Origin of the sequence: Jeongeupia chitinilytica, from assembly GCF_014652315.1 — a bacterium.
GTDB lineage: Bacteria > Pseudomonadota > Gammaproteobacteria > Burkholderiales > Chitinibacteraceae > Jeongeupia > Jeongeupia chitinilytica.
The window spans coordinates 268347-290529 of record NZ_BMYO01000004.1; the positions used below are offsets into that span (position 1 = coordinate 268347).

Here is a 22183-nt window from a genome sequence, read left to right on the forward strand (position 1 = left end):
ACGCACGTACAGGCGCGTTTCGCCGGAGCAGCTGTGCACCCTGAGTGCATTCAAGCCCAAGGCCGCCTGACGCGGTCATCGGCCTGCAATCTCGCGGGCCTAGGCTGCGGGGTTTTCGTCCAGCCGGAGACCCCGCATGCGCCTCACCTTCGCCGCCCTCGCCCTGTTCGCCTCGCTGGGTTTCACCCCGGCACTGGCCGCCGATGCGCAGCCCTTCATTACCGCCAAAGACGTCGACCTGACCCGTTTCCTGCCGGCACCGCCGGCCAATGATTCGGTGCAGACCAAGGCGGAAATCGCCGAGCTGCTGACGATCCAGGCATCGCGTACGCCGGCGATGGAAGCCGCGGCCAGGGCCGATGCGGTCGAGAACGTCTGGCGCTTTGCCGACGTACTGGGCCCCAAGTTCAACGAAGCCACACTGCCGGCGTTCTCGGCCTTTTTCGCCCGCGTGGTCGAAACCGAAGGCGCCGTCGTCGATCCGGCCAAGGACTACTGGAAGCGGCCGCGCCCGCACATGCTGAACAAGGACGTCAAACCGGTGGTCAAGCTCTCGACCTCGGGCGCCTGGCCGTCCGGTCATTCGACCGTCGGCTACCTGATGGCGACGGTGCTGGCGAGCATGGTGCCGGAACAGCGGGATGCACTGTTCGCCCGCGCCGCCGCCTATGCCGAAAACCGCATCATCGGCGGCATCCACTACCGCTCCGACACGGTGATGGGACGTACCGCCGGCGCGCTGATCGCGCAGCGGCTGTTCCTCGATGCCGACTTCCAGGCCGGCTACGGCCCGGCCCGTGCCGAACTGCGCGCCGCGCTCGGACTCTGAGTCAGCGCGCCTTGAGTTTGGCGACGAGCTTGTGCAGCGTCGCCTGCGTTTCATCGGACCACCAGCGCGCCTGCACGTCGGCCAGCGGCATGGCCGCCGGGTCGGCGTAGGCGGCGACCAGCTCGGCGCGAGCAATCGCGCGCGTCGCCAGCATCGCCTGCCGCGGCAGGGCCAGGCGATGCCGCAACCAGTCGATCGCGCGCGGCACCACGGCATCGGGCCCGGCGAGCTCGTCGACCATGCCGATCTCGAATGCCCGTTGAGCCGGAATCATCGCCCCGGCGACCATCAGCTGTTCGGCATGGCGCGGGCCGGTCAGCCGGCGCAGCGCCAGTTGCAGGCATTCGGGCACGACCAGACCGACCTGCACCTCGTTGAGACCGATGCGGAAATCGCCAGCGGCCATGATCCGGTAATCGCAGTGGATCGCCATCACCGCGCCACCGGCCGGGCTGTGGCCGGTGATCGCCGCGACGACCGGAACCGGCGAACAGGCAATCGCGGCGAAGATGCCGAAGAAATCGGTCCACACCGGCATCAGCGCGCCGCGGTCGAGCGCCAGCAGCGCCGGCACGTCGAGGCCGGCACTGAACATGCCCGGCGCGCCCGACAGCACCAGTCCGGCCACGCCATCGGCCGGCGCGGATTCGACCGCAAGGCGGATCGCCCGGATCAGCGCCGGGTCGAGGGCATTGACCGGCGCGCGTGCCAGCCGGATTTCGCGGATGTCGTCGGGGTGATCGATCAGTTGCAGCATGGCGGGCTTGGGACGACTCTGGAAAACCCCATTATTGCGGCGTGTCCGGTGCCGGACGCCAAGGACGTTCCCGCATCCACGCGTTTGGCGGACGCAAAAAAGGGGGCGCTGCGCGCCCCCTTTTTCATTGCAGCCGGCCCGCTCAGTGCTGCCGCGCGGCAACGCGACGCTGCTTGATCACGTAGCCGCCCCACATCAGCAGCAGCCAGACCGGCATCAGCCAGACCGAGACGTTCATCCCCGGCGTCAGCGCCAGAATGACGATGATCATCGCCATGAACGCCAGACAGATCCAGTTGCTGAGCGGGTACCAGAACGACTTGAACACCAGCTTTTCGCCCTTGGCGTCCATCGCCTTGCGGAATTTCAGGTGCGTCAGGCTGATCAGCCCCCAGTTCAGCACCAGCGCGGCGACGACCAGCGCCATCAGCACGCCGAGCGCCTCGCTCGGGATCACGTAGTTGATGATCACACAGGCGAACGTGGCCAGCGCCGACAGCCCGATCGCGGCGACCGGCACGCCGCGGCGGTCGACCTTCAGCAGCGCCTTCGGTGCGTTGCCCTGTTCGGCCAGGCCGTAGAGCATGCGGCTGTTGGCATAGACGCCGCTGTTGTAGACCGACAGCGCCGCGGTCAGCACGACGATGTTCAGTGCGGTGGCAACCCAGCCCGAGCCGATCTGCTCGAAGATCATCACGAAGGGGCTGCCGCCCTGGGCGACCTGGTTCCACGGGAACAGCGACAGCAGGATGGTCAGCGCGCCGATGTAGAAAATCAGGATCCGGTAGATGACCTGGTTCACCGCCTTCGGAATGCTCTTCTGCGGATTGTCGGCCTCGGCCGCGGTGATGCCGATCAGCTCGAGCCCGCCGAACGAGAACATGATGATCGCGAGCATCCAGAACAGGCCCGAGAAGCCGTGCGGGAAGAAGCCGCCGTCGTTCCACAGATTGGTGATCGACGCCTGCGGGCCGCCGTTGCCCGACGCAAGCAGCCAGCCGCCGAAGGCGATCATGCCGATGATGGCGGCGACCTTGATGATCGCGAACCAGAATTCGGTTTCGCCGTAGAACTTCACGTTGGCGAGGTTGATCGCGTTGACCACGACGAAGAACACCATCGCCGACACCCAGGTCGGCACCCCCGGCCACCAGTACTGCACGTAGACGCCGACCGCGGTCAGCTCGGCCATGCTCACCAGCACGTACAGCACCCAGTAGTTCCAGCCCGAGAAGAAGCCCGGGAAGTCGCCCCAGTACTTGTAGGCGAAGTGGCTGAACGAACCGGCCACCGGCTCCTGCGCGACCATCTCGCCGAGCTGGCGCATGATCATGAAGGCGATGATGCCGCCAATGGCGTAGCCGAGGATCATCGACGGGCCGGCGGCCTTGAGCACGCTGGCCGAGCCGAGGAAGAGCCCGGTACCGATGGCGCCACCGAGCGCGATCAGCTGAATGTGACGATTCTTCAGCCCGCGCTTCAGACCGTCGTGTTGGGTTGCGTCAGCCAAGATTGATATCCCACTTAACATGAAAAGGTGTACGGAACCGCCAAGTGTACGTTGCTGCTGCCACCGGTTTCACTGAGGAAACTCACTATTTGCGCAGTTGCGGCGACACCCGGTTGTGCCCGGCTTGCCCGATTGCTGAACATTACGGCGCAACCGCGCTCAAACCCCGGGACAAATGCAAGCTGGACTCTGGCTTGCCGTAATCATTTTGTTGTATTTTGTACGATCGCCCAGCACGCCACCGCCATCCCCGGCGCGTGCCGGGCGTGTCACAGGGACGGCCGGCCACAAGCCGGTCGTCCCGTTGCCCAGACCGAAGGAGCCGCCTTGTTCAACTGGTTCGAAAAACGCGTCCAGCCCTATCCGGAAGGGCCGCCGGTCCAGCCGCCGCAGGGCTTTTTTGCCTTCATCTGGGCCGGGACCGCCGGCATGCGCGGACTGATCACCCTGCTGATCGTGCTCACCGCGGCCATCGGCGCCTTCGAAGCGCTGCTGTTCTCGATGATGGGCACCATCGTCGATTGGCTCGGCAAGGTGCCCCCAAGCGAACTGTGGTCGCTGCACGGCGGCAAGCTGTGGCTGCTCGGCGGCATCCTGCTCGCCAGCCCGCTGCTGATCGCGCTGCAGGCGCTGTGCAAGTACCAGGCACTGGCCGGCAATTTCCCGATGCGGCTGCGCTGGAACTTCCACCGCCACCTGCTCGGCCAGAGCATGAGCTTCTACCAGGACGAGTTCGCCGGCCGTGTCGCCGCCAAGGTGATGCAGACGGCGCTGGCCGTGCGCGAGACGGTGATGATCATCACCGACATCCTGGTGTTCGTGGTGATCTATTTCGTCACCATGCTCGCCGTCGTCGGTACCTTCGACTGGCTGCTGGTCCTGCCCTTCCTCGGCTGGCTGGCGCTCTATCTCGGCGCGGTCTGTTACTTCGTGCCCAGGCTGGGCAAGGCCGCCAAGGCACAGGCCGACGCACGCAGCCTGATGACCGGCCGCGTCACCGATGCCTACACCAACATCGCCACGGTCAAGCTGTTCAGTCACGCGCAGCGCGAGGCCGGCTTCGTCAAGAATGCGATGCAGGAGTTCATGCAGACCGCGTACCGGCAGATGCGTCTGGTCAGCGGCTTCGAAATCGTCAACCACACGCTGAACATGGCGCTGATCGCCGCCACCGCCGGCATGACGCTGTGGCTGTGGACCAAGGGCCAGGTCGGCATCGGCGCGGTGGCCGCGGCCACCGCGATGGCGCTGCGGCTCAACGGCATCTCGCACTGGATCATGTGGGAAATGGCCAACCTGTTCGAACAGATCGGCACCGTGCAGGACGGCATCACCACGCTCTCCCGGCCGATCGCGATCACCGATGCAAGCGGCGCAAAACCGCTGAGCGTGCCGCACGGCGAGGTGAAGTTCGACAACGTCAGCTTTGCCTACGGCGGCAAGAACCGCGTGGTCGAGCACCTGAACCTGACGATCCGCCCCGGCGAGAAAGTCGGCCTCGTCGGCCGCTCGGGCGCCGGCAAGAGCACGCTGGTCAACCTGCTGCTGCGCTTCTACGACCTCGAACAGGGCCGCATCCTGATCGACGGCCAGGACATCCGCACGGTGACGCAGGACAGCCTGCGCGCGCAGATCGGCATGGTCACCCAGGACACCTCGCTGCTGCACCGTTCGGTGCGCGACAACCTGCTCTACGGCCGTCCCGACGCCGACGATGCGGCGATGATCGCCGCCGCGCGCCGCGCCGAAGCGCACGAGTTCATCCAGACGCTGTCCGACCCCAAGGGCCGGCAGGGCTACGACGCCCACGTCGGCGAGCGCGGCGTCAAGCTCTCGGGCGGCCAGCGCCAGCGCGTCGCGATCGCACGGGTCATGCTCAAGGACGCGCCGATCCTGCTGCTCGACGAAGCCACCAGCGCACTCGATTCCGAAGTCGAAGCCGCGATCCAGTCCAGCCTGTACCGGCTGATGGAAGGCAAGACCGTCGTCGCGATCGCCCACCGGCTGTCGACGATCGCGGCGATGGACCGGCTGATCGTGCTCGACAAGGGCCGGGTGGTCGAGGAAGGCACGCACGCCGAACTGCTCGCGCAGCACGGCCTGTACGCGCGGCTGTGGGCGCACCAGAGCGGCGGTTTCCTCGGCGAGGAAGCCGAGGACGGCGAAGCCGTGGTCCAGTAGCCCCCTTGCGGACGAAAAAACGGCGCGTACCCGTCGAGGGACGCGCCGTTCTGTTTTGCGGCGGCCTTACTGTGCGGCGGCCTGCTTCTCCGGCTCCGCATTCTTCGGTGCGGCTTCTTCCTTGATCTGGAACGACGGGTTGTTCACCCATTTGCCCAGATCCTTGCCGATGGCCGCAGCACAGCTGTCGAGGATCGAGCAGGTGCCGCGCATGGCGCCGAACATGCCGCCGGTGGACCAGCGGTTGACCTTGGTCTGGCGCACGACCTTGCCGCCTTCGAGCAGCTCGGCATTCACGGTGATCGCCTTCGGTCCGGACATGCCGCCACCGCCGACGCCGAGCACGTGGGTAATCTGCAGGCGCAGTACCGACGCGTCGCCGGCGGCATCGGCCGACGCCACGGTGCCGTCGCCGCTGCCGTTGAGTTTCTTCAGCATGGCGCCGACATGCGTCGCCAGCTGCGCCTCCGGCTTACATTCGTCCTTGACCTTGGGCACGACACCCGCATCGGCGTGATAGCTTACCGGCACCTCGAGCAGTACCGTTTTGTCGGCCGCGTAGCCGTTCACCGCCACAGCCACCAGGCCCAGCGCCAGCATTTTCTTCATCGTATCCCCAGTCGTCGACTTGCTTTCAGTGTAAGACCGGGCATTCTAACCGAGGCCGCAGCGGCGATGACATCCGGGCACGACCGTAGTGACACCACGGCAACGGGCTCAATCCGGATCCGCTTCCCGGCCGAGCGCAACGGCACGTGCACGGATCGCCGTCCGCAGGCAGTCCGGACACAGGCAGTCGTCGGCTGGCGGCCACGGCATCGCCGGCGGCAGGTCGGCACACCAGCAACCGCCCTTGGCACCACCGGTGCCGCAGCCGAAGCCGGCACCGCAGCGCGAACAGGTCTTGGCCCGCGCAGCCGGCGCCTGCAGTCCGCGCAGCCTCGCCCACACGGCCGCCTTGCCGGCGTCGTCGAGCGTCGACCATGCGGCGATCTCGGCGAGGGTACGGCGGCAGCCGCTGCAGGTCTGCCCGCTTGCATCGGGCGCACAACGTCCGACGCACGGAGAAGGCAGGCCGGGGGGCGAGGGCAGATCGGTCATGGCGGACGGCGTTGAATCGACAGATCCCGATTGTACCGCCGTGCCGCCGCGGGTCAGCCGGCCTCGCCGCGGGCGATTTGCTGCAGGGCGTTGGCGAAGACCTCGACGGGCTGTCCGCCGGAGATCAGGTACTGCTCGTTGACGATCACCGCCGGTACTGCGGTGATGCCTTGCTGCTGATAGAACGCTTCCTCGTTGCGCACCGTATCGGCGTAACGGTCGCCGGCGAGGAGTTCGCGCGCCGCGTCCCCGTCCAGCCCGGCCGCACCGGCGATCCTGACCAGCGTGTCGTGGTCGGACAGATTGTCGCCCTCGGTGAAATAGCCGACGAAGAGCGCCTGTTTCAGCGCCAGCTGCAGCGCCGGGCCCTGCTCCCCGGCCCACGCCAGCAGCCGGTGCGCGTCGAAGGTGTTGTAGGCGCGACGGCCCGCCATGTTGAAACGGATCCCCACCTCGGCACCGCGATCACGTATCGCCGCCTGGTTCTGCGCCAGCTGGGTCGCATCCATGCCGTACTTTTCCATCAGATAGGTCGCCACGTCGTGGCCTTCCGGGCCGAGCTGCGGATTCAGCTCGTACGGATGGAACTGCAGGTCCAGCGTCACCTCGTCCCGCACCGATTCGGCGGCGCGCAACAGCGATTGCAGGCCGATCGCGCACCACGGGCACGAGATGTCGGAAACGAAGTCGATTTTCAGCGTGGTGCTCATGGTGGCCTCCTGGCGGACCGGACGGCCGCCTGATCGCACCAAGATGCGGCCGGCCGGCGCGGAATCAAGCGACGCGGCGCCAGCGGCGCTACACTCCCCGCCGATGAAACGCACCACCGCCCCCCTGCCGCTGCGCGACGGTATCGCCCCGAGCTTTCTCGAGCTGCCGGCCGGCAACTGGCCCGATCTGCTGTCCTTCCTGATCGCCCGCTTTCCGCACGTCCCCGAAGCGCAGTGGCGCGAGCGCCTGCAGCGGGGCGCGCTGGTCGACGCGGCCGGCACGCCGTTCTCGCTGGACAGCACGTATGCGCCGTACACGCGCATCTGGTACTACCGCGAGGTCCCGGCGGAGACACCGGTCCCGTTCGACGCGCCGGTGCTGTACCGCGACGAACACCTCGTCGTCGCCGACAAGCCGCATTTCCTCGCCTGCATTCCGGCCGGCCGCCACCTGAAGGAAACGCTGCTGACACGGCTGCGCGCCAGCCTGGCGCTGCCGGAACTGGCGCCCGTGCACCGGCTCGACCGTGAAACCGCCGGCGTCATGCTGTTCTGCGCCACGCCGGCACACCGCGGCGTCTATCAGAAGCTGTTTGCCGAGCGGCGGATCAGTAAGGTTTACGAAGCGGTTGCACCGTATCGTGCCGATCTGGCGCTACCGCGCTTGCACCGCAGCCGGCTGGAAGAGCGCCCCGAGAACTTCACCATGCACGAGGTCGACGGCGAACCGAACAGCGAAACGCGAATCGCGCTGCTCGGGCACCGGGATGGCTGGGCGCGCTACCGGCTGGCACCGCACACCGGCAAGAAGCACCAGCTGCGCGCGCACCTGAATGCGCTCGGCATCCCCATCCTCAACGATCCGTGGTATCCGCTGGCCCTGCCCGACAAGGGCGACGACTTCAGCCGGCCGCTGCAACTGCTGGCGCGATCGATCTCGTTCACCGACCCGGTCAGCGGCGAAGAACGGCACTTCGAAAGCCGGCGACAGCTTGCTTTCTCGCCGTGCTGAACACCGCTCGTCGGGTTGTCGGGAACTTACCTACAATGCAATGAATTGGACTTGGGTGCCTTGCCCCGCTGAACTAGTGTGATGCAGGGATGCGCATCCGACGCGCCGCTACCTTACGCGCTCCCCCGCCCCGTTGCGGTACCAGACCCGGATAAAAGGCGCAGTGGAGAGGTGCACGATGTTCAATCAAGCAACCAAGCAACAGCTCGCCCAGCAACAGCAGGCCAATGCCGACCAGCGCGCCGTGCTCGACGCCATCGGCAAGGCGATGGCCACGATCGAATTCCGCCCCGACGGCACCATCGTCAGCGCCAACGCCAACTTTCTCGCCACCGTCGGCTACCGGCTCGACGACATCGTCGGCAAGCACCACCGGATCTTCTGCACACCGCAACACGCCGGCAGCGCCGAATACGCGGCGTTCTGGCAGAAGCTGCAGCGCGGCGAATTCATTTCCGGCCAGTTCAAGCGGGTCCGGCATGACGGTCAGACCGTCTGGCTCGAGGCCTCGTACAACCCGGTATTCGGCCAGGACGGACGGCTCGTCAAGGTGGTCAAGTTCGCCCAGGACATCAGCCAGCGGGTCAGTCAGGCACAGGAGCGGGAAAACGAGATCAACGCGATCAACCGTTCGATGGCGGTGATCGAATTCTCGCCCGACGGCCTCATCCTCACCGCCAACGACAACTTCGTCCGTACCGTCGGCTACTCGCTGGACTGGCTCAAGGGCAAGCATCACCGCGTGCTGTGCGACGAGGGCTATGCCAACAGCGGCGAATACACGCAGTTCTGGCGCCGGCTCAACCAGGGCGAATACATTGCCGGCCAGTTCGAGCGCCGCGGCGCCCACGGCAAGGTGCTGTGGCTTGAAGCCTCGTACAACCCGATGTTCGACGACGACGGCAAGCTCTACAAGGTGATCAAGTTCGCCACCGATGCCACCCAGCGCGAGCAGAACATCCGCAACGACGTCGAGCACGTCAAGGAAGCCTACCGGCTGTCCGAGCAGACCGACCTCGTCTCGCAACAGGGCGCCGGCGTCATCGAAACCGCCGCGATCGAGATGCGGCACATCGCCGACAGCGCCAAGAACTCCGCCCAGCTGATCGAGGAACTGGGCGCCAAATCGGCCAGCATCTCGTCGATCGTCAACACCATCAAGGAAATCGCCGACCAGACCAACCTGCTGGCGCTGAACGCCGCGATCGAGGCCGCCCGCGCCGGCGAACAGGGCCGCGGTTTTGCCGTGGTGGCGGACGAGGTGCGCAAGCTGGCCGAGCGCACCACCGCGTCGACGAGCGAGATTTCCGCAATGATCGACATCATCCGCAGCGGCACCACGTCGGCCATTACCGGTGTCAACCAGATGCTGCAGCAGGCCGAGCAGGGCGTGGCCCATGCCAACAATGCCGGCGTGGCGATCAACAAGATCCGCGAGAGCAGCAAGCAGGTGGTCGACGTCATCAACACCTTCACCGCGGTCGCATCGGTCCGGCAAAAACAGGCCTGAGTCGCGGCAATGCAACGTCATCGACTAAGTAGAAACACCTATCATCAGATTTCTACAATCTGACTCAAAAGCATGCACTGTCAGTCTTGGCATCGGACCATGCGCGTCGCAATGCCAAGCTGACAGCGGCATTGCCGCCTGTTCTGCATTTTTCCATCTGCACATTATGCGAATCGCATTTTCAATCAGCAGCTTCGATGACTTTGATTCGGTCAGGAAGAGTGAAACTGCGTAAAGACATCGGCACAAACAGCGCGTATCTTTTACTGTTCAGATTACAAACAACTTTCTGAACGATCTTGCCGCACGCCACACTCGACGTCGCCACCACGCTGCTGTTCGCCGGCATCTGCCATGCCATGATGGCCGGCGTGCTGCTGCTGTTCTGGCGCAACCGGCGCACCGGGCTCGGCTTCGGCTGGTGGGTCGCGTGCGAGGCGATGATCGCGGCCGGCCAGCTCACCGCCGTCGCGCGCGCCTGGTCACCCGAACCGTGGACGCTGGTCGTTGCCAACGCCTGCCTGATCTTCAGCGTGCCGATGGTCGAAACCGGGCTGCGCATCTTCCTCGGCCAGCAGACCCGCGGCGCCATGCTGCGCATCTGGGGGCTGGCCGCGATCGTTTATCTGGGCCTGCTGTTCGCGCTGCTGACGGGCTGGAGCATGGCCTCGCGCGCAATGTGGTTTTCCGGCGGACTGTTGCTGCAGGCCGGCATTTCGCTGCACTACCTGTGGCGGGTCGAGCGCGGCGCCATGCGGCTGCCGGTCAACCTGATGCTGGCGAGCGTGCTGCTGCTCACCGTCGCGCTGCTGGCGCGAATGGCCGTGCTGGCACCGCAACTCGGCGGCCAGTTCGACATCCAGCACGACACCGCGCTGGCGCTGCTCAACATCACCTCCATTTTTGCCGGCTTCTGCCGTACCTGCGCCACGCTGATGCTGGTCCACACGCGCATCGAAACCGAACTGCGCCGTACCCAGGCCCGGCTGGAAGAACGCGCCAATACCGACTGGCTGACCGGCGTGGCCAGCCGCGACCATTTCGAATCCAGCGTGCCGCTATTGCAGGCCAACGCCGCACGCGCCGGTTGCCCGATCACGCTGCTATTGTTCGACATCGACCACTTCAAGCACATCAACGACAGTCACGGCCATCAGGCCGGCGACACGCTGCTGCAGCGCATCGGCCAGCTGACCCGTGCCGCGGTCCGCGATGGCGATCTCGTCGGCCGGCTCGGCGGCGACGAGTTCGCCGTGCTGTTCTACAACTGCGACCTGTCCGACGCCGAAGCCGTTGCCGACCGGCTGCGCGAGCAGGTCAAGCAGCTGCCCACCCCCGGCAACGCCATCGGCCTGAGCGGCGGGCTGACGCTGCTGCAGCCGGGCGAGCGCTTCACCAGCGCCTACCAGCGGGCGGACATGGCGCTGTATTCGGCCAAGGGCGCCGGACGGAACCAGCTGAAGGCGATGGCCTCGCCGCAGCCGGCCTGAGCGCCCCCGAACCGGCAGCCGTCAGTCGCGGATCTCGTCGTTGATCGCCCCGAGCAGCTCGCGCTGCGGATCGTGCGCGTATTCCCACACGGTCAGCCCGCCAAGGCGCTGCGCCTTCAGGTAGCGTACCTTTTCGCGCAGGCTGTGCGGATCCTCGTAGCTGACGACGGTATCGCCGTTGTACAGCCACGGCGAGCGGGCGACGTTGTCCCAGTAGCGCACATAGCCGGGCTGGTTCAGGTAGTTCGCCTTGATCTCGCTCCACGATACATCGGCAGCGGCCGCCTTGAACTTCTGGAACAGGCCGTTGCCGGCGCTGCCGACGCCGGTCCACACCGGGCCGTAGAACGGTACGCCCATCAGCAGCTTGGATGGCGCGATGCCGGCGTCGGTGTAGGTGCGCATCGCCTGGTCCGAACTCCAGCCGCCGTAGGCCGGATCGTCGGGGCGCTGGAACAGGTTGGAGAAGTGCCCGGTCGTCGCGCTCCAGCTGCCGTAGGCACCGTAGGCGGTGACGGTGAAGTAGTCCACGCTGCGGGCCACGCGCGCCAGATCGTTCTTCTGTGCGAACCACGGCCCGGCCGGCACCGCCGACGTCAGCTGGTAGCGGCGCTGCGTTTTCGCCGACAGTGCGTCGAGCGCGGCGCGGGTTTCCTCGATCAGCAGCGGGTAGGTGTCGCGGTCCTTCGGATCGCTGCCGATCGGCTGGCCCCAGTCCGGCCCGACCGGGTATTGCCATTCGATGCCGAGGCCGGACAGCTTGTGGCGCTCGACCAGTGCCACCGCGCTGTCGACGAAGCGCTTGCGCCCCTCGGCGGTCATCGCCATCTGCGAGAACCCGTCGGCGCCATAACCGCCGATCGACAGGTTCACCTTCAGCCGCGGATGGCGCCGCTGCAGCTTGGCGACCTCCTGCCACAGGGTTTTGAATACCGGCGCGGGCTTGCCGTCGGCGCCGGTACTCGGTTCGGTGGCAGGCACGTACACCTCGCCGCCATTGCGCAACGCGCCGAAGGCGATGTTGAGCTGGGTGATCGACTTGCCGTCGATATCCTCGGCACGCCAGTGGCGGCCATCCGGCATCGGCCAGGTGCGGATGTAGGCGGCGACCACCAGGCGCGAGCGATCACGCGCCTCATCGTCGTCGCGATCATGGGCGCCGGCCTGCGCGGGCAGGACCGTGGTGGCACCGAGCAGCCAGCCGAGCACCAGTTTGCGAATCTGCATTGTTTTGACTCCTCCAGATCAGTGGAAACGGACCAGGTCCGTTGCCATGGCATCGGTTCTCTACATAAAGACCGGCCATGACATAGTCATTGTCTATCGCAGATCCGCCAGTGGCGCGAGACTGGGCAAGCAGGGAAAGATTCCGGCAAATGGACGACAAGCTCGGCCAAATATGGCCATTCAGCACCGATCAGCGGCAGACGGCGCCGTATGGCAATACGCGGATCAGCCGGATTTCGCCTGCATGTACTCGACCAGTTGGGCCAGCGCCGCACCCCAGCCGGCCTCGAAGCCCATGCCCTCGTGCTGCGCCCGCCCGGCCGCGTCGCGGTGCTTCACCGTCGCGGTGTAGCGCGTACCGGTGGCGATCGGTTCGAGTTCGACGATCGCGGTGAAGTGGAAATCACCGCAGCTGCCCTCGCCCGCCTCGACCGGCGCAGGACGGAAGCCCGGCAGCAAGGCATTGGTCCACACCAGCCGGCGGTTGGGAATGACCTCGAGATAGCAGCCGGTGCCGGGGAAGGTCTCGCCCTCCGGCGAGCGCATCACCGTGTAGAACTTCCCGCCCGGCCGCAGCTCGATCCCGCATTCGACCGTCTGCCACGGCTTGGGACAGAACCATGGCAGCAGGTGCTCGGGTACGGTCCACGCGGTCCAGATCGCTTCGGGCGGCAGCGGCACATCGCGGGTAAAGCTCAGGTCCAGATTCGGGTCCGGCGTCGGCACGGTCATCGTCGTTCTCCTTGTGGTTCGCTGCGGCAAAGCCATGCGGAACGAAGGGCTTCGTCGCGAACCGCCGGCACCGTGATCTTCGGTGTCAAAAACAGGCTGGTCCGGGCATGCCGGCGCGACGCCCGGTCCCCCGTCCCGGCACAACATGCTGTGTGCATGGAACTGTAGCGTATTGGCGCACTCGAAGCGGACGCGGGTGCGGGGCTGTCCCGGGCGATGCGATCAACGGCATCGCTGCCGCAATCGAACAAACAAAGGAGTGGTCCATGTTTCGCAGTCTGTTAGCCGCCGCCGGCATTGGCGGCGCCCAGGTCGATACCCGCATCGTTCGCTCCCGGCTCGTCCCGGGCGGCATGCTGATCGGCGAAGTCGTGCTCAAGGGCGGCGCGGTCGACCAGACCATCGAAGGGCTGCAGCTGGTGCTGTGCACCGAAGCCGAGGTCGAAAGCGACAACGGCGAATACACCACCGCGCACGTGCTGGCGCACTGGCCGCTGAACGAACGCTTCGTGCTGCGCGCCGGCGAATCCATGACGATTCCGCTCAACAGCAAGCTGCCCGACGAAACCCCGGTGACGGCGCTGCCGTGCCGCGACAACCGTACGCGCGTGTGGATCGAAACCCGGTTGGCCATCGCCAGCGGCGTCGACGCCTCCGACCGCGACCCGCTGCAGGTCGAGCCGACCGAGGCGATGCAGTGCGTGATCGCCGCCATGGGCGCGCTCGGCTACACGCTGGTGCGCGCCGATGTCGAAGCCGGCTATTTGCGCACCCACGTCGCCAACAGCCAGAGCGGCTGCTACCAGGAACTCGAATTCCGCCCGCAGGGCTACGGCGGCATCGCCGAGGTCGAGATCTCCTTCCTCTACGACAGCCACGCCACCCACCTCGTCATCGAAGTCGACCGCCGCCATCGCGGCGACAGCTACCGCGTGGTCAGCGTGCCGCATGCGGGGTTGAGCACGGCGAATGTGCAGCGGCAGCTGGCGGCGCTGTTCGTGTAAAGTCCCGGCTTCAGTGGATTAGGCTGCCACGCATAACGAACAAAAGCCCCTTCACAGGGGCCTTTGTTCGTTATGCGATCGTTGAAAATCAGGGATTAATCTCAACGGAATCAGTATCCACTTGCACATCAGCATCCGGGGGACCGTCAGGAATGACAGGGGCAAATTTCCCCAGATCAGAAACAATCTGATCTGAAATCATCTGAATCCCATGTCGAAGACCTTTCCGACTTGCGGCCGGGTTATCAGTCAAGGTGCTCATATTGTCGAAAGAAAAACTCAAACCGCTGCCGACGTGCTGCGTTTTTTGGTTCTGAAATGCAAACCCGTAAGTCAGAACGTCCTGGTACAGCGTCTTTCCAGTTTGTGCGTCGATCAAAGCAACTTGGGCTCGAAGATACGGGTAATACGGATCAAAGGACGTCATGCAAATATATGCAGCGTAAAGCTGCGTAACCAGATATGCATTCGCCGTTTTTCGATTTTTAATGTCCTTAACCGTCAACGACAAGCTTTCCTGATCTTTATAACCAAGCCCTTTTGCCTCATACCCTCGCTGACTCAAGCCCTCCACTACTTTCTCGGCAAGCAGTGTTTGCAGCTTGGTCACATTTGGATCAAGTGCTTTGGTAAGTTGGCCGCCTTTTAGAGAAATTGAATTGGGCATGAACGGCCCTGAGCCCCCAGCCTGGTCAAGCCCGCCGACAATTGCGCCGAGCAGTCCAAACGAGACCCAAGGATTCAACCCAGTGGTGACGTCGTACTGTTCAACGCCTTTATTCTCCAGAACGATTACAGACTTGATGTCCTTTGCTGAACTCAAGTCAAACTTAACTTGGGTCCGCTGGCTTTCGGCGGCCAAAGCATTACCCATAGAATAAAAAAGCAACAAAAATGAACAAAAAATACGCTTCATTTAGACACCATAAAATCAATAGATATCAAACAAATTATTTTTTAGTTTTTCAACTGTTGTATCCAAGATTCGGCGCCAAATCCCGCTCCGCCTGCTCCACACTCACCCCGCGCCGTTTCGCATACTCCTCGACCTGATCCTTGTTCACCTTGCCGACGGCAAAGTACTGCGATTGCGGGTGGCTGAAGTAGAAGCCGCTGACCGCTGCGGTCGGCAGCATCGCGTAGCCTTCGGTCAGCGTCATGCCGATGCCCGGCGCGTTGAGCAGCTCGAACAGCCCGGTCTTGGCGGTGTGGTCCGGGCAGGCCGGGTAGCCGGGGGCCGGGCGGATGCCGGTGTATTTCTCGTCGGTCAGGTCGTCCACTGTCAGTGACTCATCGGCGGCGTAGCCCCACAGCTCCTTGCGCACCTTTTCGTGCATGTATTCGGCAAAGCCTTCGGCGAAGCGGTCGGCCAGTGCTTTCACCATGATGGCGCTGTAGTCATCGTTGGCGTCTTCGAACGCCTTCACGTGCGGGTCGATGCCGATGCCGCCGGTGACGGCGAACGCGCCGATGTAGTCCTGCACGCCCGAGGCCTTCGGCGCGATGAAGTCGGCGAGGCACCAGTTCGGCTTGCCGGCGGCCTTGATGTTTTGCTGGCGCAGGTTGTGCCAGACCATCAGCGGTTTGCCCGGGTTTTCTTGAGTAGAAGCGGGGTCGTAGATTTCGATGTCTTCATCGATGCTGTTGGCCGGGAACAGGCCGACGACGCCGTTGGCCGAGATCCACTTCTGCGCGACCAGCTCCTTGAGCATGGCCTGTGCATCGGCAAACAGCGCGCGCGCCGATTCGCCGACGACTTCGTCCTGCAGGATCTTCGGGTATTTGCCGAACAGCTCCCACGCGTTGAAGAACGGGCTCCAGTCGATGTACGGCTCGATCTCTTCCAGTGGCACGTTCTCGAACTTCAGCACGCCCAGCTGCTTCGGCTTCGGCGGCGTGTAGCCGACCCAGTCGAAGCCGGTGGCCGGGGCGAAACCGTTGGCGCGCGCGTCCTCGATCTTGAGGAACCTGGTGCGGTCCTTGTTGGCGTGGATGGTGCGGATGTTCTCGTATTCGGCGTTCACCTTGGCGACGAAGTCGGGCTTCAACTCGTCCGACAGCAGGCTGGAGCACACGCCGACGGCGCGCGACGCGTCGGGCACGTAGATCACCTGACCGTTGTCGTAGCCCGGTTCGATCTTCACCGCGGTGTGGACCTTGGACGTGGTCGCGCCGCCGATCAGCAGCGGCAGATCGAAGCCCTGGCGCTGCATTTCCTTGGCGACGTAGGCCATTTCCTCGAGCGACGGCGTGATCAGGCCACTCAGACCGATGATGTCGGCGCCGACTTCCTTCGCCTTGTCGAGGATGGTCTGGCACGCAACCATCACGCCGAGGTCGAACACCTGATAGTTGTTGCAGCGCAGGACGACGCCGACAATGTTCTTGCCGATGTCGTGGACGTCGCCCTTCACCGTCGCCATCACGATCTTGCCCTTGGCCGGTGCGTCGGCCAGCCCCATGCGGATCTTTTCTTCCTCGATGAACGGCTCGAGGTGGGCGACGGCAGCCTTCATCACGCGGGCCGATTTCACCACCTGCGGCAGGAACATCTTGCCGGCGCCGAACAGGTCACCGACGACGTTCATCCCGTTCATCAAGTGGCCTTCGATCACGTGGATCGGCCGCTCGACGCTCTGGCGTGCTTCTTCGGTGTCCTCGACGATGTAGGTCGTAATGCCCTTCACCAGCGAGTGGGTGATGCGCTCCTGCAGCGGCAGCGTGCGCCAGCTCAGGTCCTCGCCGGACTTCTGCGTCGCGTCGCCGCGGAAGCTTTCCGCCAGCGCGATCAGCGTTTCGGTGTCGGCCATGGCGTCTTCGCCATCCATCAGCACCACGCGCTCGATCGCATTGCGCAGCTCCGACGGCACGTCGTCGTAGTTCTCCAGCGCGCCGGCGTTGACGATGCCCATCGTCATACCCTGACGAATCGCGTGGTAAAGGAAGACCGCGTGGATCGCTTCGCGCACCTTGTTGTTGCCGCGGAACGAGAACGACACGTTCGACACGCCGCCGGAAATCTTCGCGTGCGGCAGGTTCTGGCGGATCCAGCCGGTGGCTTCGATGAAGTCGAGACCGTAGCGGGCGTGTTCCTCGATGCCGGTGGCGACGGCAAAAATGTTCGGGTCGAAGATGATGTCGGCCGGATCGAAACCGACCTCGTCGACGAGGATGCGGTAGCTCTTTCCGCAGATCTCGACCTTGCGCGCATAGGTATCGGCCTGGCCGACCTCGTCGAACGCCATCACGATCACCGCGGCGCCGTACATCTTCAGCAGCCGCGCGTGGTGCTTGAACGCCTCGACGCCTTCCTTCATCGAGATCGAGTTGACCACGCACTTGCCCTGCACGCACTTCAGGCCGGCTTCGATCACGTCCCACTTGGACGAGTCGATCATGATCGGCACGCGCGAAATGTCCGGCTCGGCGGCGATCAGGTTCAGGAAGGTGACCATGGCCTTGTGGGCATCGAGCATGCCCTCGTCCATGTTGATGTCGATGATCTGCGCACCGTTCTCGACCTGCTGGCGCGCCACTTCGAGCGCGGCCGGGTAATCGCCGTTGAGGATCAGCCGCGCGAACGCCTTCGAGCCGGTGACGTTGGTGCGCTCGCCAACGTTCACGAACAGGTCGCTGTCGCCGATGTTGAACGGCTCGAGGCCGGAGAGCCGGCACTTCGGCGTGATCTCCGGCAACTTGCGCGGCGGCAGGTCCTTCACCGCGTCGTAGATCGCCTTGATGTGCGCCGGCGTGGTGCCGCAACAACCGCCGATGATGTTGACGAGGCCCGACTCGGCCCATTCGCGCACCTGCGGCGCCATGTCTTCGGGCAGCAGGTCATAGCCGGTCGGCGCCAGCGGATTCGGCAGGCCGGCGTTGGCGTGCACCGAGACGAAGGTGTCCGAAATCCGGCTCATTTCTTCGACGTACGGGCGCAGCAGGTCCGGGCCGAGCGCGCAGTTCAAGCCGAACGAGATCGCGTCGGCATGGTGCAGCGAGTTGTAGAACGCCTCGGTCGTCTGGCCGGTCAGCGTGCGGCCGGACTGGTCGGTGATCGTGCCGGAGATCATCACCGGCAGTTCTTCGATGTCCGGGCGGTCGGCGAAGTATTTCTTGATCGCGAACACCGCCGCCTTGGCGTTCAGCGTGTCGAAGATCGTTTCGACCATCAGGATGTCGGCGCCGCCGGTGACGAGGCCGTCGATCGATTCGAGGTAGGCCTCGACCAGTTCGTCGAAGGTCACGTTGCGGAAACCCGGGTCGTTCACGTCCGGCGAAATCGACGCGGTGCGGCTGGTCGGCCCGAGAATGCCGGCGCAGAAGCGCGGCTTGGCCGGGTTCTTCGCCGTCTCGGCGACGCACAGGTCCTTCACCAGCCTGGCGGCGGTGTGGTTGATCTCCCACACCAGGCTTTGCATCTCGTAGTCGGCCATCGCCATCGACGTGGCGTTGAAGCTGTTGGTCTCGATGATGTCGGCGCCGGCATCGAGGTACTGCTGGTGGATCTCGGCGATGATCTGCGGCTGCGTCAGCACCAGCAGGTCGTTGTTGCCCTTGAGGTCGGACGGCCAGTCGGCAAAGCGCTCGCCGCGGTACTGCGCTTCGTTCAGCTTGTACTGCTGGATCATCGTACCCATGCCGCCGTCGAGCATCAGGATGCGCTCGCGCAACAAGGCTTGCAGGGTCTGGGTGCGGGTGGCGGCGATGCTCATGGCTTATCCGGTTGATTCGACGGCGAAAACCGGCAATTTTACCACATCGCCTCCGCGCCTTTCTGCACGGGGTGCTATCCCGATGTCACATTGCAGTGCAACAATCACCCTTGCGGCAGCCGAAAGGGCTTGCCATAACGGTATTTGCGACTAAGGAGACACACCAGAATGATGAGTTCTTCCGAGCGCCTCGCCACCGCTTCCACGCTGCCCGTCCGCCTCGGACTGTTGTGGCAGCGCCGCCTTCGCGACGCCCTGACCCGCTTTGCCCACGCCCAGACGCTGCCGCAAGTACCGTTCACGGCCAATCCCTTCTTTGCCGCGGCCGACTATCTCGCCGATACGTTCGAGCGCCAGACGCTGTTCTGGGACACCTTCCGCCAGCGCGGCGACAACTATCTGGAGCATGCCAAGGCCGGCAAGCCGCCACTGCTGCATTTCGACTACGAGATCATCGTCGACGGCCGGCAGTTCAAGCGCCCGGTCAACTATGCACTGGCCGCGATCGCTCCGCCCGAAGGCGTCGTGATCGATCCGGACGCCCGCCCCTACGTGATCATCGACCCGCGCGCCGGCCACGGCCCCGGCATCGGCGGTTTCAAGGACGACTCGGAAGTCGGCATGGCCATGCGCGCCGGCAGCCCGGTGTATTTCTGCATCTTTTTCCCCGAACCCGAAGCCGGCCAGACGCTCGCCGACGTCACCGCGGCCGAGGCCGACTTCCTGCGCGAAGTGATCCGCCGCCACCCCGGTTCGCCCAAGCCGGCGCTGGTCGGCAACTGCCAGGGCGGCTGGGCCGCGATGCTGGTCGCGGCGCAGAATCCCGAACTCGTCGGCGCGCTGGTGATGAACGGCGCACCGGTGTCGTACTGGGCCGGCAACGACGGCGGCAACCCGATGCGCTACGCCGGCGGCAATCTCGGCGGCGCTTGGACGGCGCTGCTGGCGTCCGACCTTGGTGCCGGCAAGTTCGACGGTGCCTACCTGGTCGACAATTTCGAAGGACTCGATCCGGCCAACACGCTGGTCAAAAAGAACTACCACCTGTACGACCAGATCGATACCGAGCCGCCGCGCTTCCTCGAATTCGAGCGCTGGTGGGGCGGCTACTTCCTGATGAACGAGGAAGAAATCCGCTGGATCGTCGAAAACCTCTTCGTCGGCAACAACCTGACCGAAGGCAAGGCCGTCAGCAGCCACGGCGCGTTCGACCTGCGCCAGCTGCGCGCCCCCGTGGTCGTATTCGCGTCGATGGGCGACAACATCACCCCGCCGCAACAGGCGTTCAACTGGATTCTCGACCTGTATCCGACCACGGCCGCGCTCAAGCAGTCGGGCCAGGTCGTCGTCGGGCTCGAGCACAAGACCACCGGCCACCTCGGCATCTTCGTGTCGGCCAAGATCGCGCTGAAGGAACATGCCAAGATCGTCGAACTGCTCGAAGTGATCGAGACGCTCGAACCGGGCCTGTACCAGCTGAAAATCGACACCGTCACCGGTAGCGACGGCAAGCCGCGCTACGAGGCCGAGCTGATCGAGCGCTCGGTCGAGGAATTGCGCGGCCTGCAGAAGTTCGAGCGTCACGACGAAGCGCCGTTCGCCGCGGTCGAAGCCGTGTCCACGCTCGGCACGTCGATCTACTCGACGCTGGTCCGGCCGTGGCTGGCGCCGCTGGTGACCGAAGACGCCGCCGAGATCGGCCGCCAGCTCCATCCGCTGCGCGTGCAGCACTGGGGCTGGTCGAGCTACAACCCGCTGGCCAGACTCAACGCCGGTGTCGCCGAGGTCGTGCGCGCGCACCGCACGCCGCGCGATCCCGATCTGCGCCCGCTGGAGCGCTGGGCATCGCAACAGCTGGCCACCTCGCTCGACCTGTACCGCGACCTGCGCGACGCGACCAGCGAGCTGCTGTTCTTCAATACCTACGGCCTGCTGGCGCTTGGCGGCATCGGTGTCGAGAACATTCCCGACTACCTGAAAAAGGACGGCCAGGCCGACGCCGAGTTCGACGATGCGGCGCTGCTTGCCCGCCTGCCCGTGGGCGACAACGCCGACGGCATGATCCGGCTGGCCATCCTGATCACCCAGGGCCTGTCGTCGATCAAGGTCGAGCGCCGCAGCTCGGCGTACGAATGGCTGGTGCAGGAACGCACGCTGGCCGCGCTGGACCCGGCCGAACGGCACACCAAGATCCGCGAGCAATCGCTGCTGGTCTGGCGCTTCCCGGCCGAGGCACGCAAGACGCTTCCCAAGCTCTTCGACAGCCACAAGGCGCTGGTCACGGCATTCGAACATTTCGACGCGCTGATCCACGTGATTCCGGATGCCACCGAAGCCCTAGACAACCTGAGCGAGCTGCGGGCCGAAGTGCTGCCGGAACAACCGAAGGCCGAATGGCCGTCTGCGGCGCCCGCAGTTGCCCCGGCCAAGCCAGGCGCACCGGCCGCGGAAGCCAAACCGGCCCGGACCGTCACCCGACGTACCGCGACCAAGCCGGCTGCCGCCAAGCCGGCCACCGTGACGGCCACCACGGCTGCCGCAACCGAAACACCGGCCAAGGCGGCGCGCCGGCGCCCGACCGCCTCCAAAACGGCCACCACCAAAAAGGACAAGGAATGAAGACGCTTGAAGGCCGCATTGCGCTGATCACCGGCATCGCCAACGAAAACTCGATCGCCTATGGCGTGGCCCGGGCGCTGAAAGCGCGCGGTGCCGAGCTGGTGGTCACCTATGTCAACGACCGCACGCTCGACTTCATCAAGCCGCTGCTGCCCGAACTGGATCCGGCGCTGGTGCTCAAGTGCGACGTCAGCGACGACGCTTCGCTCGACGCCACCTTCACCGCGATCACCGACAAGTTCGGCAAGCTCGACATCGCGCTGCACTCGATCGCGTTCGCGCAGAAGGACGACCTGCACGGGCGCGTCGTCGATACCAGCCGCGAAGGTTTCATGCAGGCGATGGACATCTCCTGCCATTCCTTCGTGCGCATTGCCCACCGTGCCGAACCGCTGATGAAGGACGGCGGTACGCTGATCACGATGAGCTACTACGGTGCCGAGAAGGTCGTGCCGAACTACGGCGTGATGGGCCCGGTGAAGGCCGCGCTCGAGAGCACCGCGCGTTATCTCGCCAACGAACTGGGGCCGAAAAAGATCCGCGTCCACGCGGTGTCGCCGGGTCCGGTGCAGACGCGCGCCGCCAGCGGCATCCGCGAGTTCGGCCTCCTGATCGAGAACTCGATCCAGCACGCGCCGCTGCGCGAGCTGATCGACATCGACGACGTCGGCGAAGCCACGGCCTTCCTGTGCGAGGACGGCGCCAAGCGCATTACCGGGTCGGTGTTCTACGTCGATGGCGGGATCAACATCGTGTCCTGAATGGGCTGCATGTCCGCAAACGACAAAA

17 protein-coding genes are annotated in these 22183 nt (G+C 64.8%); 8 read left to right on the top strand and 9 right to left on the bottom strand.

What is annotated here, in order from left to right; translation table 11 throughout:
* Positions 1–136: 136 nt before the first annotated feature.
* Complete coding sequence (locus IE097_RS09165) at positions 137–829, top strand: acid phosphatase (protein WP_189459990.1); 693 nt, start codon at positions 137–139, stop codon at positions 827–829.
* Position 830: 1 nt separating this feature from the next.
* Here the strand turns inward: IE097_RS09165 and IE097_RS09170 are convergent, their stop codons facing one another.
* Both IE097_RS09170 and IE097_RS09175 read right to left on the bottom strand, forming a co-directional pair.
* Entirely contained in the window at positions 831–1586 is a 756-nt protein-coding gene (locus IE097_RS09170; protein ID WP_189459992.1) for an enoyl-CoA hydratase/isomerase family protein, read from the bottom strand.
* A gap of 142 nt (positions 1587–1728) precedes the next feature.
* Positions 1729–3096: an amino acid permease gene (locus IE097_RS09175; RefSeq protein ID WP_229797508.1), complete on the bottom strand. Its 1368-nt coding sequence runs from the start codon at positions 3094–3096 to the stop codon at positions 1729–1731.
* Between the two features lie 327 nt (positions 3097–3423).
* Here IE097_RS09175 and IE097_RS09180 point away from each other — a divergent pair, with 327 nt between their 5' ends.
* Entirely contained in the window at positions 3424–5277 is a 1854-nt protein-coding gene (locus IE097_RS09180) for an ABC transporter ATP-binding protein (protein WP_189459996.1), read from the top strand.
* A 66-nt stretch (positions 5278–5343) separates the two neighbouring features.
* Here the strand turns inward: IE097_RS09180 and IE097_RS09185 are convergent, their stop codons facing one another.
* The 3 genes from IE097_RS09185 to IE097_RS09195 all read right to left on the bottom strand — a co-directional run bounded on the left by IE097_RS09185 (position 5344) and on the right by IE097_RS09195 (position 7088).
* Positions 5344–5886 (bottom strand): hypothetical protein, encoded by a 543-nt coding sequence (locus tag IE097_RS09185; protein ID WP_189459998.1) that lies wholly within the window; start codon positions 5884–5886, stop codon positions 5344–5346.
* A 108-nt stretch (positions 5887–5994) separates the two neighbouring features.
* Entirely contained in the window at positions 5995–6378 is a 384-nt protein-coding gene (locus tag IE097_RS09190; RefSeq protein WP_189460000.1) for a DUF1289 domain-containing protein, read from the bottom strand.
* Positions 6379–6431: 53 nt separating this feature from the next.
* Positions 6432–7088: a DsbA family oxidoreductase gene (locus tag IE097_RS09195; RefSeq protein WP_189460002.1), complete on the bottom strand. Its 657-nt coding sequence runs from the start codon at positions 7086–7088 to the stop codon at positions 6432–6434.
* A gap of 103 nt (positions 7089–7191) precedes the next feature.
* On the opposite strand from IE097_RS09195, the gene IE097_RS09200 reads away from it, so the two are divergent.
* From IE097_RS09200 to IE097_RS09210, 3 genes are all read left to right on the top strand, one after another.
* Positions 7192–8100, top strand: coding sequence for a pseudouridine synthase (locus IE097_RS09200; protein ID WP_189460004.1), 909 nt, complete (start codon positions 7192–7194; stop codon positions 8098–8100).
* 178 nt (positions 8101–8278) lie between these two features.
* Entirely contained in the window at positions 8279–9610 is a 1332-nt protein-coding gene (locus IE097_RS09205) for a methyl-accepting chemotaxis protein (RefSeq protein ID WP_189460006.1), read from the top strand.
* A 299-nt stretch (positions 9611–9909) separates the two neighbouring features.
* Complete coding sequence (locus IE097_RS09210; RefSeq protein ID WP_189460008.1) at positions 9910–11100, top strand: GGDEF domain-containing protein; 1191 nt, start codon at positions 9910–9912, stop codon at positions 11098–11100.
* Positions 11101–11121: 21 nt separating this feature from the next.
* On the opposite strand, the gene IE097_RS09215 is transcribed toward IE097_RS09210, so the two are convergent.
* Complete coding sequence (locus IE097_RS09215; protein ID WP_189460010.1) at positions 11122–12327, bottom strand: glycoside hydrolase family 18 protein; 1206 nt, start codon at positions 12325–12327, stop codon at positions 11122–11124.
* Between the two features lie 225 nt (positions 12328–12552).
* A complete protein-coding gene (locus tag IE097_RS09220) occupies positions 12553–13059 on the bottom strand; it encodes an SRPBCC family protein (protein ID WP_189460012.1) in 507 nt (168 codons plus the stop codon).
* A 266-nt stretch (positions 13060–13325) separates the two neighbouring features.
* Between IE097_RS09220 and IE097_RS09225 the strand changes: the two genes are divergently transcribed.
* Entirely contained in the window at positions 13326–14063 is a 738-nt protein-coding gene (locus IE097_RS09225; RefSeq protein ID WP_189460014.1) for a sporulation protein, read from the top strand.
* A gap of 88 nt (positions 14064–14151) precedes the next feature.
* Here IE097_RS09225 and IE097_RS09230 read toward each other — a convergent pair whose 3' ends face one another.
* Both IE097_RS09230 and metH read right to left on the bottom strand, forming a co-directional pair.
* Positions 14152–14979, bottom strand: a complete 828-nt coding sequence (locus IE097_RS09230; RefSeq protein ID WP_189460016.1) for a hypothetical protein — start codon at positions 14977–14979, stop codon at positions 14152–14154.
* Between the two features lie 49 nt (positions 14980–15028).
* Positions 15029–18775 carry a methionine synthase gene (gene metH / locus IE097_RS09235; protein ID WP_189460018.1) on the bottom strand — a complete coding sequence of 1249 codons (3747 nt, stop codon included), beginning with the start codon at positions 18773–18775 and terminating at the stop codon, positions 15029–15031.
* 168 nt (positions 18776–18943) lie between these two features.
* Here metH and IE097_RS09240 point away from each other — a divergent pair, with 168 nt between their 5' ends.
* Both IE097_RS09240 and fabI read left to right on the top strand, forming a co-directional pair.
* Positions 18944–21394: a DUF3141 domain-containing protein gene (locus IE097_RS09240; RefSeq protein ID WP_229797509.1), complete on the top strand. Its 2451-nt coding sequence runs from the start codon at positions 18944–18946 to the stop codon at positions 21392–21394.
* Positions 21391–22155, top strand: a complete 765-nt coding sequence (fabI, locus tag IE097_RS09245) for an enoyl-ACP reductase FabI (RefSeq protein WP_189460020.1) — start codon at positions 21391–21393, stop codon at positions 22153–22155. Before IE097_RS09240 ends, fabI begins: the two co-directional genes overlap by 4 nt.
* Positions 22156–22183 lie beyond the last annotated feature (28 nt).